The organism is Microcoleus sp. T3_B1 (assembly GCF_036700445.1).
Lineage (GTDB): Bacteria > Cyanobacteriota > Cyanobacteriia > Cyanobacteriales > Microcoleaceae > Microcoleus.
The window spans coordinates 39,176-52,024 of record NZ_JAUBOX010000002.1; the positions used below are offsets into that span (position 1 = coordinate 39,176).

Below are 12,849 nucleotides of genomic sequence, written 5' to 3' on the forward strand. Positions count from 1 at the left end.
TCCGAAGACAAAAGGTTAATTAACTGTTGTCATAAAATATTAGTGAATTATTGACTGACTCGCATTCAGATTATTCTATCTATTGGCATCGCTGCCGCCTGACAATCAAGCATCCAGGATACAAGCCCCCGGATTCATCCGTCCAGAAATAAAAAACCTGTATCCGATAAAGGAGCCCCCGAATTGATCTCGCGCAAGTCAATGCTTCAATCTAAAATCTAAAATCTAAAATCTAAAATCGATTGACTTCAGTCTTTTTTCGGTAAAGTTTCTCCCAAGCCGCATTCCCAGAGGTTCCGCCCTTGAATTCTCAGAAGTACAAAATTCAAGCACTGATTGCTGAGATAGACGAGGTACTCAGCAAGCCCGCACCCCGCTTGCCTTGGACGGGTTCTCTTGATACTGTCCACCAGCGCCAACTTTTAGAGCGAGTTCGCGCTTATCTGGTTTCCTCAGACTCAAAGCTAACGGCCCCAAAGGCCCCCGCCCGCCCAAATGTCCGCCCGCAACCAGTTCCAGTACCCAAAGTGCCTCTGCCCGCCCCTGGCCCCTCAGCCGCAGAGCAAATCATGCTTGCCGTAACCGGAGAAATCAGCCACCTGCGTTCCAGCCTGACAGGGCCACTCCAAGAAGACATAGAAGCTCTGCGGCAAGAGCAGCAAGCTCTAATTCAAGAAATCAAACTGCTAGAAGCAAAACGGCAGCAGCAACAATCCCTAGCTCAGCAACAAGCCAACCAACAGCAAATCATTGGTGAATTCTTGCAGGTACTGACTGCCCGCTTGGAAGAAACCTTGACTAGCGATTTCTCCCAAATTCTAAGTTCCCTAGAAAATCAGTTATTGCAAAGCAGCGCAGCACCTTACTCTTTGGGCAGTGCGCCTGATGAACAATCGGCTATTGACGTAACAGTTAACCCACAAACCTCAGAAGAACACCCGCTGCTGACGCCGGCTCAGAGGTTGGAGCAAATGCAACTGTTCCAATCTCATGCTGACAGTCTGCTGATGAGTCTCGATTCTAGGATGGCTATCGTGTTCGAGGCTTTGCAAGCAAATCTGCAAAGCTATCAAGCTTCCTTGAGACAAGAACTCGAAAATATGTACGGTTTGAGCCAGCAGAGCGAGGCGATGTTCGCGGCTTTGGTCAACCACTTGGCCTCACAGTTGGGGCGAGAAGCGTCTTCCTACGTTCAACAGCCGATCGATTTAGCAAATAATCTCGAAACCGTCACCCCAACCGCAGCCGATCGATCTTCTGTCGCTCCCGCCATTTCAAATACTGCGATGGAGCACTCAGCCGCAGAGACTCAGACTGGAGACTCGGTGCAGGAAATTCGCACCGGCGAATTCGGAGAACAAGACAGATTTCCCTACGCCGGTACAGAAATTTCTCCGCAATTCAGACAGTTGAGGCGCGACCGCGATCGCATTCAAGCCCCAATTTTGCTCCCGGAGTTGCAAGATAATTTGTTCGATTCTGCACCCGAAACATCGGGAAATGCAACTGAGTTTTCTGGCGGTGAATCGGAGAATAGCTTAACAGAAACCGGCGAAAATATTGAGGATTTGTATGCAAGTTTGTTCGCGGGAGAAGCGGTTCCTGAAGTAGAATTACAAATCGAAAGTACCCCCGTAGAAACTACTGTAATTGAGCCCCAAAGTGAAGGTTTACAAGATCGAGCGTCGGCGGACGAGGAAACTGCCGAATCGCTCAAAATGACCGAAGATTTGTTTGTAAATCTGCTGGATGAAGGCGAATCTCTGGAAGAGATTTTAGTAGATGAAGATTCAGACTTGGTAATGGGTAATTCTGTAGACGCCCTAACTTTAGATACTGCAGATTTATTTGAACCGCAAGGGGCAACAGTACCTCAAGTTTCAGAAGCACCAGCCTCAACCGCCGAGGTGCAACTTGACGCGGACGATCGAGAAAATCTAGAAACGGCTCAAAACCAAGGCGAGCAGTTCGGCGCTACAGTCCCTCAATCAGCAGCTTTGCCGTCGAGAACGCCTGCAGAAATTAGCCCAAACGGCCCCAGTGCCGGGCCCCGTGTGCCGAGTGCCGGTGACGTTCAAACTGGCGAGTTCGACTCATCCTCGCAGGGGCTCGATGATGGGTACATCCAAGCTTCGCCGGACGAGGATTTGCTGCCAGTCGAGGAATTAGAAGATGACCTCGATCGAGCTCTAAATTTGGACAACAATACTCTGGAACTTTTGGAGGCAGACCTCTACAATCTGGAGGGATTGGAAAATACTAGCTTCGGGCGATCGAATTTCTCAGTCGCTAACAGCTTGGATTTATCGGCGAGTTCCTCCGAAGGCATTGCAAACAATCCCTTTGCGGAGGCGGCAGAGGAAGAACTCGGCACGCTGGAGGATTTGTTCTCCGATGTGTTGGAACTCTCCTCTGAGGATGAACCCTTTGTTTTGGAAAACGAACTTGAGGATGATTTGTTTGTTGAGGAAGACGACTCGAATTTGACGCTAGACGAAATTTTGGCTAGTTTGACCGAGACCGATCGACCTTTGACTGATTTTCCCCCTCCAGAAACTGCCGAAACTAGCGAACTGCGATCGAGTCCTCCAGAAAGTAAAAAAAAAACCTAATTTCGACAGAGAGTAAAGCAGGAGTTGTTGAGGGGAAAACCGATTTTAGCGAGTTTGCCGAAACACAGCAGCAAGACTCGACTGGCCATTCTGCCGCAGGTGCGATCGCCCCATCCAGAGAACACCGGAATTCTAGCTGGTATTTGGGCATTGATTTTGGTTCCACTGGCCTGTCTGCGGCTTTGCTCGATCGCACCAGCGGCCAGTTGCACCCGATTTACTGGGAAGCATCGCAGGCTGAGGCTTGGGCAGCAGACGCGAGCTTTCGGATTCCCTCGGCTGCGGTGCTGACGGAAACAGCCCCAGGGAGCCCAGGGTCAGAGGTGACAGTCAAGTCGGTGGGATTCCGACCCCAGGCTTTGCCTGCTGGAGAATTTTTACTGGAAAATTTTAAATGGCCTTTAAAGGTGGGCATTCCTTATCAGCGGGAGGCTGCTGGGATGTACGAACCGCTGTTGCAGTGGTCGCCCTTGGAGACTTTTTCGATCGCCTTGCCGCTGCAAGGTGTGCGGGCACTGCTGGCTACTTTGAATCCGAGTTTGCGGGGACAAAAATTTGCCGAATCGGGGGAAATTTTGGATTCTACACCAAGGGCGAATTTTGTAGGATTGCCAGTTTCTAATTTAATTTGTAGGGCTTCGGGATTGACGCCAGAAACTCTCGATGCGGCGCTTTTAGACTTGCAGGGTGTAATTTTGGGGACTCCGGCCGGCTGGTCGGATGTTTATATGTTTAATCTGCGGGAGGCTGTTTTGGGCGCGTCTCTGGTGGCTTCATGTTCGCAAATTTTTGTGGTGGAAGATGCGATCGCCACTTTGCTTGCTGCTGTAACTCCTGTGAAAAATAACATGGAAGTCGAGTCGTCAGCCGTGGATTCTGCTAAGGGCGGTGAAGAAGCTGCACCGCTGGCTGTGAATGCTTCGTCTTTTAGCGGGGGAACTTTGATTTTGAATGCGGGGGCGGCGACGGTGGAATTAGCTTTAGTTGAGTTGCCGTCCAATCTTCAAGATTTAACTCGTGCTGATTTTACTTGCCACAGTTTTGATGCGGCTGGCGATGCTTTCGATCAGGATATTATCTGTCAGTTGTTGGCTAAAAATGAAACTTGGGGAATGTCGATCGATTTGCCACGTCCTGGTCATCCAGATTTGCCGAGTCGTTATCAATTGCAGCAGCAGTTACAAGGTTCTGCTTTTGGTTTGCAATTGTTAGAGGCGGCAAGGCAAATAAAAGTTATTTTGCAACATCAAAAAAGTTTTGCTTTGGATATTGGCCAGCAGCATTGGGATGTGAAGCGCAAAGATTTGGAAAGTCTGGTTTTAGTGCCTTTTGTGCAGCAGTTGAATCGTGAATTGAATGCTTTGCTCAGCCGCGCCGGAATGTCGCCGGCGGGGATTAATCAGGCGATTTGTGCGGGGGGTATGGGTGCTTGGCCTGCGATCGCCCGCTGGTTGCGGCAGAAGCTGCCGAATGCGATCGTGGTTCAAGACCAGGAATTGCAGGGCGATCGAGATATTTTTGAGATTGACAATTCTGCATTAAATTCTGTATCTCAAAGTACAAATTTCCCCCAAAAAATTGGTCGAGTTGCCTGCGGGTTAGCGAGTTTGGCTCTCTATCCTCAAATTTTGGATGTGTCGCAGCAGCAGTACAGCGACTTTTTTCTGCTGTGGGAATTAATGCAGGTTTTGGGTGAGGAAACTCTGAGCTTTCAGGAAATTTTGCAGTTGTTGGAACGCCAAGGCGTGAATACCCGCACCTGCGAACCCCGAATTTTGCGGATTTTGGAAGGAAATTTGCCGGCGGGGCTTGTGCCTGCGGAGGAAGATTTCATGCTGCTGGCCGAGGAGTCGAGGCAAAATCCTGATTGGGAAGCAATTTTGGCTGAGCCGCTTTTCTTGGAAGATGTCTCGCGGGGTTATCGTTTGAATCTCGAACACGCCTCTGTTGTTCGCGAATATTTAGGCAAACTCGCCTCTAGCAGCCAGCAAAAATTGTTAGAGCCGCTAACACTTGCTTGGGATGTTCGCACCGATATTTATCGCTAAACGGCAAAAAACCCGGTTTCTCAGTAGCACCCTCCCTGTCTTCCGGGAAGAGTCCTAGTCGAAACCAGGTTTTTTTGCATCCAGGACTAACTTTTTTCAGTAAATTTACGTAACTTTACATAAACTTTATACGTTTTTAGAAAAAACACATAGAAACTTTATAAAAGTGTTATGGGTTTTTAAAGATTGTGCAAAGCTGAGTATTTCAGGTTCTGCAGATTTGGGATGGCTAATAAGATGGACGTAAGAGATCGTTAAAGTTGAGACAAATCATATGAAATTTCCGATGGGTGCCTCGTCGAAATCCTCATTATCAGAAATGCTGTCCTTATTTTTTCAAGAATTTACTTACAGAGTCTGTGTATCACAACAACAACATCACCGATCCGTAACGAGCAAGGTAAAACGGTCGATCGATATTTTGGGTTCCTTGCTGGGACTGGCAATTGCTGCAGTGGTGGCGGTGCCGGTGGCAGTGGCGATGCTGTTGGACGATCGGGGCCCGCTACTGTACAGTCAAGTCCGCTGCAGCTTCAAAGGGCGACATTTCAGAATGTGGAAATTTCGATCGATGGTTGTCGATGCAGAAAAGCTCAAACATTTAGTTAGCAACCAAGCCAAGGGTCACATTTTTAAGAATGAAAATGACCCGCGAATTACCCGCGTCGGCCGCTTCTTGCGGTGCACGAGTTTGGACGAGTTGCCTCAATTCTGGAATGTGTTAGTCGGCGACATGAGTTTGGTGGGAACTCGACCGCCCACTCCTGATGAAGTTGCTGCCTATGACGATTTTCACTGGCAACGTTTAAATGTCAAACCCGGGCTGACTGGGGAGTGGCAAGTCCACGGACGGTCTGGAGTTAAAGACTTTAACGATATTGTGCAGATGGATCTCGACTATCAGGGCAAGTGGTCTGTTGTCTACGACATCACTCTGATTTGCAAAACAATTGGGGTGGTCTTGAGTAAAAACGGTGCGTGTTAATAGACTTGCTGTTTTGGGTTGTTTTTGGATTTTAAATTTTAGGAAAAAACAGGGGATGAAATAGTTGGGAACTGATTAAATATATGTTAGTAGAATTAGCGATTGGTGACGCTTACGGTGCGGGTTTTGAATTTGTTGACCAGCAGACGATCGAATTGTATAACAATCTCAACGCTTACCAAAAAATCGGGTCTAAAGCCCCGTCCTTCTAGGACGGCTTTAATTCCCACAAGGTGTGAATAATTGTTAAACATACAGATTTGCAAGTAAAAGTCTTTGTAGAAGTGGTAGGCTATTCCAATGATAGTTTTAGAGTTTAAGTTAAAGGGCAAAACGGAGCAGTATCGGATCATCGACGACATGATTCGGACGGCTCAATTTGTCCGAAACAAAACTCTTAGGTATTGGATAGAAAATCAAGGAGTTAAGTTAGTAGACCTGTACAAACAATGCGCCATCATGGCAAAAGAGTTTGAATGGGCAGGCAAGCTTAATTCGATGGCACGTCAGGCTTCGGCAGAACGTGCCATTTTTGCTATCCAACGTTTCTTTGCTAATTGCAAAGCCAAGAAACCAGGGAAAAAGGGATACCCGCAGTTCAAGAAACATACTCGATCCGTTGAGTATAAAACTTCGGGTTGGGAAATTTCTACCGACAAAAGATGCTTGACACTTAAGGATGGTTTTGCTGCTGGAAGGTTTAAGTTAATCGGTAGTCGGGACTTGCATTTTTATGCACCCAGTGAGATAAAGCGAATCAGAATTGTGCGTCGTGCCGATGGCTACTACGCACAATTTTGTATCAATGCGGAAAGAAAAGAGGAATTCGTTTCTACTGGTGAAATTATTGGAATAGACGTTGGACTAAACCATTTCTATACTGATAGCGATGGCGAAACAGTTGCCAACCCTCGATATCTCCGTAAAAGTGAAAAAGCTTTGAAGAGATTGCAGAAGCGAGTTTCTCGAAAAAAGAAAGGCTCAGGTAATCGGAAGAAAGCGATCAACAAGTTAGGAAGAAAACATCTGAAGGTCAGTCGGCAGCGTAAAGACTTCGCCATAAAGACGGCGTTGTGCGCGGTAAAATCTAACGATTTTGTAGCCTACGAAGACCTTCAGGTGCGGAATATGGTCAAAAATCACAAGCTTGCTAAATCTATTAGCGATGCAGCGTGGTCACAATTGGCTCAGTGGTTGGAGTATTTTGGAAGAGTGTACAGCAAAACAATAATTGCTGTGGCTCCTCAGTATACTTCTCAAACCTGTTCAAATTGTGGAAATCTTGTTAAGAAAACGCTGTCAACTCGAACCCACATTTGTGGTTGCGGTACGATATTGGATCGCGATCACAACGCCGCGAAAAACATTTTGGCGAAAGGGTTGAAGCAGGCAGGAGTTGGCTTTAATTTAAATACGGTGGGGCACACCGAAATCAAAGCTTGGGGACAGACCGATCTCTACTCAATGGTGGCAGCATCAACGAGCAAATCGACTGATTGATCCAAGAATCCCCGCGCCTTCAGGTCGGGGAGTGTCAAACAGACGATACGCAGATGAGTTTAGCCGTCGCAGAAGCTATCGTCAGCCGAGAACCTTGGACGCCGGAACTTTTAGCCAGCAAATTTGTTGCAGCTTTTCACCGCGATCGGCGATTGGGTTATGCTGGCAAATTTTACAATTTTTTGCTACAAGTTCAAGACGGAAAAGAATTTTTAGAAAAAATTCGCTCCGCTAGCGATAAAAGTGGCTCTGCGATGCGAGCAGGCCCCATTGGCATTTTTCCTACTATTGAAAAAGTAATCGAAAATGCTACCGTTCAAGCTGCAATTACTCACAATACTCCCGATGGTATTAAAGCAGCTATAGCGGCCGCTTTGATGTCCCATTACTTTATTTATCAGCTAGGTTTAAAGAAGAATTTGGGAAATTTTCTAGAAAAGCACGTAGCTGGTGAGTGGTCGATACCTTGGCAAGGACAAGTCAGCGTTAAAGGTTTGGTCTGTGTTAGAGCAGCTATTACTGCGGTCATCCGAAATGATAGTATGAGCCAACTGCTCCAAGATTGCATTGCCTTTTCGGGAGATGTCGATACAGTGGCAACTATTGCTTTAGCTGCTGGTTCCTGTAGCAGTGAAATTGCCCAAGACCTGCCAGAAAATCTGGTACAAGGATTAGAAAATAAATTTTACGGCCGAGATTATATCATAGAACTGGATCGACAGTTGATGAATTGCAGGAGCGACTTCTGACTTCTTCCTGATATCTGTGACATCCGTTAAATCCCCATTCACTGCGCGTTGCCGAACTTCTTTCTATTAGGATTAAGCCCAACTGTCACAAATAGGGTTAATTTTTATGTATGTAGTTGCGTTTGGGCGCTCTTTCCTAAGCTAAGAGCGCTAAAGCGCAACTACATACCTTTGTTTAATTTTCCAGTTGGTCTTAGTCCTATCTATTATGAATTTGCCTAATTAAATTACTTTTTCTCGCTGGCTGGGAGTGCCTTTGGTGCAGTAGTTTAACCGCGAATTGAATACTTTGGTCAGCCGTGCGGGAATGTCGCCGGTGGGGATTAATCAGGCGATTTGTGCGGGGGTTATGGGTGCTTGGTCTGCGCCGCTGGTTGCTGCCGAAGCTGCCGAATGCGATCGTGGTTCAAGACCAGGAATTGCAGGTCGATCGAGATATTTTTTAAATCCACAATTCTCCCTTAAATTCTGTATCTCAAATTACAAATTTATCACAAAAAAAAATAGTCTAGTTGCCTGCGGGTTGGGGAGTTTGGCTCTCTATCCTCTAGCAGCAGCAATGCCAAAAATTGTTAGAGCCACTCACCATTACTTGGGATATTCGCACCGATAGTTATCGGTAAGTATATAGACTTATCGAACGCCCTTAGATAAAGCTCAGAGGACTTACGCAAAGGTCACACTTAAGTCAATTTGTATGGTGCGTCAGACCTCGTGGTTATCGGGCGATTATCAAATGTTTAAGGTTTCGGGCAACCCTACCAATTGTGCCAGTTGCGTAAGTTTTGAATAAAAAACAGCATACCCAGAACCCGCAGCACTTACAGCATAATTCAGGAGTCAAGAGCGTTGCCCTGACGAAGGCCATAACAGCGAAGAGTCAGAATTAGTTTGGGTTTTTTTATGTAAAAATACTGAATTTCTTTATAAAATTTATGCTTTTTTAGAATAAATTCACACCATCTTTATAAAAGTGTGTGTTTTTTTAAAGATTGTGTAAAGAAGAGTATTTGCCACTTGTGGGAAATTTGGGGCTCTCATAGGATGTAAACCAGATTCAGCCATTAAAAATATTTGAGTCTAAAGTCTAAAGTCAAGACCAATTGTTTCATGCTCTTCACAACCTAAGTTTTCACTTTTGGGTAACTACAAATGGTAGCGCAAAACTTTAGTAATCAAAGTTTGGTCGGCAATAACTTTAGTGGGCAAAACCTCAATGGTTCCACATTCTTCAAAGCCCGACTAGAAAACGTCTTGTTCACGCGCAACGCTCAAGGTACCTCCACTCAACTTAGAGGTACTAACTTTGAAGAGGCATTTCTGCTGAATGTAGATGCAACGAATGCCATCTTTGCTGCCAATACCAACTTTCAACCGGCGACTTTTTATAAAGCGACGTTAGAAAACGTCAATTTCAGTCGCGCAAACCTAACTGGAGTAAATCTGTCGCTGATCAGCACAAAATTCATCAACCTGTCCAACGCCAACCTGACCAATGCCATTCTCCATGAGGCCAATCTCAGTGGCGAACAGTCGAACCGACCGAACCTGGCAAGAGCAAACTTTACGGGTGCTGATTTCTACAAGGCGAAGCTGAAAGCGGCTGACTTTACGGGTGCCAATTTGACGAATGCCAAATTCCAGGGTGCTGACCTGGAAGGAACCTTGTTGATCAATGCGAACTTTACTGGCGCTCAATTCGACGCATCGACTAATTTCACAGACATTATCCTCAGCAACGCCATCTTTGACCTTGCCAACCTGAGTGGGGTTAATATGACGGATGCCAACGCACCCGATGGATTGACACTGACAACTTCTCGCTTTCGCGGAGCCAATATGACTGGCTGTAGTGCCGAAGATGTCAATCTGGCTGGTGCTGACTTCAGCCCCCATGCAAATGGTACGCGCACTCAAATGGGCGGTGCTAGTTTCGCAGATTCTGAGTTCGACAACGCGAACCTGAGTCAGGTGATTGCAGAAGGCATATTCCTGCCCGGTGCTGATTTGAGCAATGCAATCATGGTTGGTGCCGATCTCAGCAATGCAAACCTGGCTGGAGCAATTCTCGTTGGCGCTAACCTGACGGGTGGAGTCCAGTTAGACAACGCTTTTATTGAGAAGAGCAATGTGGCTGGAGCCAACTTTACAGGGGCAAACCTGGCAGGCGCAAACCTGAAGGAGGCGGTTGGAGATAACCTGACCAAGTTTAGAAACGCCAATCTGTCAGGTGCCAGCCTGGAAGTGGGGAGTTTTATCGGTGCCGACTTCACCAATGCCAACTTAAGCAATGCCAACCTGGTCAAAGCCAACTTCACCGATGCCACGATGGTCGGGGCGAACCTGACCGGGGTCAATGCAGTGGATGTCGTGGGTCTGACGATCGGGACTAGCAGTAACGATGCCCTAACTGGAACCGGCAGCAAAGATAATATCTTCGGGCTCGACGGCAATGACTCCATCAATGGCGGTGACGGGGATGATTACCTGGATGGCGGCAGTGGTGCTGATATCCTGACAGGCGGCCCCGGCAATGATGCGTTGTTTGGTGCTGCGGGAAATGACACCCTCACAGGCGGTGGTGGCAGAGATACCATTCACTACCGCAGTGGTCATGGTTCCGATCGCGTGAATGGTTTCACCCTCGGAGCCAGCGGAGACATCCTATCCTTCAGTGGCATTGCAGCGATCGATGTGGTGCAGTCTGGCGCGAACACTCTATTACGAGCGGGCAATGGCATTGCTGGCGATGCCGGTTTTGGCACAGGCGCGCTGTTGATCACCCTAGCTAACACTTCATTTACGGCAGCTCATATCACCACCAATACCAACTCGGCCAACAGGCCCACCTTCGAGTTCTCGTAACCTCAATTCGGAGTCTGTGTAATGGGTGCTCAGAGTTTATTTTTTCTATCGGGGCCTCGCTCCCCCCCTTTTTCAAGGTTGGAACAGGGAGTTGTGAGGATTGCCAGCGGTAACGAAGCACCGACTTCTAGGGTGCATTAAAAACTTTCGGGCTATGTGCCCAGTTCACTTGATATACCTCACCGTCTCTTCATGAGCAGTGATTCTTTGACGCGACCTTGAGATGTGGTACCGAGGTAGTCTTACCTTCTATCCACGTTTGTTTAGAGTCTCCCAATGCCCTGCCTGTGGCGACTTGTTTACATTCTAGCATCAAGCCGTCAAGCGAAGGAAGGGGTTTAAGACCCAAATTTTCGATAACCACGAGAAATTTACATAACACTAGGAGAAAATTATGGCTGTCAGAAATGGAACTCCAGAATCCGATACCCTGACCGGAACCAATAACGCCGATGTGATTCGCGGCTTTGGCAAGGAAGATCTGCTGTCTGGCTTAGGTGGTAACGATAGCATCTTCGGTGGAGAGGACAAAGACACTATATATGGTGGTGCTGGAGTTGATAGCCTCTTGGGCGAAGGTGGTGAGGATGAACTGTATGGGGATGAGGGCAACGATATCCTCCGGGGTGGACTGGAGAAGGACAACCTGCATGGTGGAAACGGAGCCGATCGCCTCTTTGGAGAAGCAGGCGAAGACTCACTGTTTGGTGACGACGGCAATGACACCCTGACGGGTGGTTCGAGCATCACTGATACCGACGAAGCCAGCAAAGATTTCCTGGATGGTGGCGCGGGTAACGATCGGCTCTTCATCGGCTTTGAGGATACGGGGTTTGGCGGTATGGGCAATGACACTCTCATTGGTGGCTCTAGCAATGACAAGCTCTACGGCGATGACGAGAAGGGTGAAATATCGGGCGGAGCAGATTCCCTGTTTGGTGGCGGCGGCAACGACACCCTGTACGGCGAAGGCGACAGCTTATCAGGCGGTGGCGACGATACCTTGGATGGGGGTGACGGCGAGGATAGCCTCTTTGGCTATGCCGGAAATGATTTCCTTCTGGGTGGCAATGGCATTGACTATCTTGATGGCGGCGATGGCAATGACATCCTTGATGGTGGCGCTGGCTCTAGCACCCTGTTAGGTGGCGCTGGCTTAGAAACCATCACGGGCGGCGCTGAAGCCGACTTCATTGATGGCGGAGAGGGCAATGACAGCCTCAATGGTCTCGGTGGCAATGACACTATCTATGGCGACAACGGAGTTGCTGAAACACTGGCTGGCAATGATTTCCTCAATGGTGGCGCAGGCGATGACTTCCTAGATGGCGGTGCAGGTGTTGACCGCATCATCGGTGGCGCTGGCGTTGACCTACTCTTTGGCGGCGAAGATGCGGAAACTCAAACCGCCCGCGACACGCTAACCGGCGGGGCTGACACCGACTACTTCCAGTTGCTGTTCACCGATTTTGTGCCCGAACCAATCGATCCCGGTGAGCCAGTTGTTCCTGCTCCTGCTGGTGACTACATCGTTGACTTCGTGAAAGGGACTGACTACTTCTTACTGGAGGGGATTACCTTTGAGCAGCTATCGTTCCAGAACATCTCGCTGACAGTTAACGGGGTTGCTACTCCGAGTACCCGGATCTACGTCACGCCTCAAGCCGGAATTCCGATTTCTCAAGCGGAAACGCTAGCTGTGGTTCAAGGAGTGCGTCAATTTAACGCCTCGAATTTCGTTGAGGAACCACTCATTTAATTAACCTGAGATGTTGCACCATTCTCAATAAGCTTTTTAGGAACAGGCATCTTGCCTGTTCCACAAGAAAATTCACTCTTTGTGGAACAGGCATCTTGCCTGTTAAGCGAGAAAGGTGCAAGATGTGAGATTAACGGGACTTAAACAAATTTTAAGCCCCAAACCAAGCGCAAACTGGCTTTATATGCGGTAAGTAAGTTCATGTTTTCTTGCCACCACCGCGCAAATCTATATTCTGTCCCTTGACAGTTTTTATCTCCTGCTGTCTCTTTAAAGGCAACAGGATTTTAGTCTTTGAGCAGGAATCCGCAGATTCTTTTTCTTCATGCTA

Annotated in this window: 8 protein-coding genes; all 8 read left to right on the forward strand. The window is 47.7% G+C overall.

The genetic code is table 11. From position 1 onward, the window contains the following. The first annotated feature begins 302 nt into the window (after window positions 1-302). The 8 genes from QT990_RS01565 (at window position 303) to QT990_RS01600 (ending at window position 12,518) form a co-directional block, all read left to right on the forward strand. Window positions 303-2,612 (forward strand): hypothetical protein, encoded by a 2,310-nt coding sequence (locus QT990_RS01565; protein WP_333138913.1) that lies wholly within the window; start codon window positions 303-305, stop codon window positions 2,610-2,612. A gap of 143 nt (window positions 2,613-2,755) precedes the next feature. Then, the gene (locus QT990_RS01570; protein ID WP_333138912.1) at window positions 2,756-4,660 is read left to right on the forward strand and encodes a hypothetical protein; all 1,905 of its coding nucleotides are present in this window, start codon (window positions 2,756-2,758) and stop codon (window positions 4,658-4,660) included. Between the two features lie 319 nt (window positions 4,661-4,979). After that, window positions 4,980-5,645 carry a sugar transferase gene (locus QT990_RS01575; protein ID WP_333300477.1) on the forward strand — a complete coding sequence of 222 codons (666 nt, stop codon included), beginning with the start codon at window positions 4,980-4,982 and terminating at the stop codon, window positions 5,643-5,645. Window positions 5,646-5,728: 83 nt separating this feature from the next. After that, window positions 5,729-5,857: a hypothetical protein gene (locus tag QT990_RS01580; RefSeq protein ID WP_333138908.1), complete on the forward strand. Its 129-nt coding sequence runs from the start codon at window positions 5,729-5,731 to the stop codon at window positions 5,855-5,857. Between the two features lie 88 nt (window positions 5,858-5,945). Continuing rightward, window positions 5,946-7,145, forward strand: a complete 1,200-nt coding sequence (locus tag QT990_RS01585; RefSeq protein ID WP_333138906.1) for a transposase — start codon at window positions 5,946-5,948, stop codon at window positions 7,143-7,145. Window positions 7,146-7,198: 53 nt separating this feature from the next. Next, window positions 7,199-7,894, forward strand: a complete 696-nt coding sequence (locus QT990_RS01590) for an ADP-ribosylglycohydrolase family protein (protein WP_333300480.1) — start codon at window positions 7,199-7,201, stop codon at window positions 7,892-7,894. A gap of 1,152 nt (window positions 7,895-9,046) precedes the next feature. Beyond that, the gene (locus tag QT990_RS01595; protein WP_333464832.1) at window positions 9,047-10,759 is read left to right on the forward strand and encodes a pentapeptide repeat-containing protein; all 1,713 of its coding nucleotides are present in this window, start codon (window positions 9,047-9,049) and stop codon (window positions 10,757-10,759) included. A gap of 394 nt (window positions 10,760-11,153) precedes the next feature. Beyond that, window positions 11,154-12,518 (forward strand): calcium-binding protein, encoded by a 1,365-nt coding sequence (locus QT990_RS01600; RefSeq protein ID WP_333464833.1) that lies wholly within the window; start codon window positions 11,154-11,156, stop codon window positions 12,516-12,518. Window positions 12,519-12,849: the final 331 nt, after the last annotated feature.

Excerpts from the sequence above, each read along its gene's own strand:
- QT990_RS01575 (WP_333300477.1), top strand. The coding sequence starts at position 4,980 with ATGCTGTCCTTATTTTTTCAAGAATTTACTTACAGAGTCTGTGTATCA.
- QT990_RS01580 (WP_333138908.1), top strand. The coding sequence starts at position 5,729 with ATGTTAGTAGAATTAGCGATTGGTGACGCTTACGGTGCGGGTTTTGAA.
- QT990_RS01585 (WP_333138906.1), top strand. The coding sequence starts at position 5,946 with ATGATAGTTTTAGAGTTTAAGTTAAAGGGCAAAACGGAGCAGTATCGG.
- QT990_RS01590 (WP_333300480.1), top strand. The coding sequence starts at position 7,199 with ATGAGTTTAGCCGTCGCAGAAGCTATCGTCAGCCGAGAACCTTGGACG.
- QT990_RS01595 (WP_333464832.1), top strand. The coding sequence starts at position 9,047 with ATGGTAGCGCAAAACTTTAGTAATCAAAGTTTGGTCGGCAATAACTTT.
- QT990_RS01600 (WP_333464833.1), top strand. The coding sequence starts at position 11,154 with ATGGCTGTCAGAAATGGAACTCCAGAATCCGATACCCTGACCGGAACC.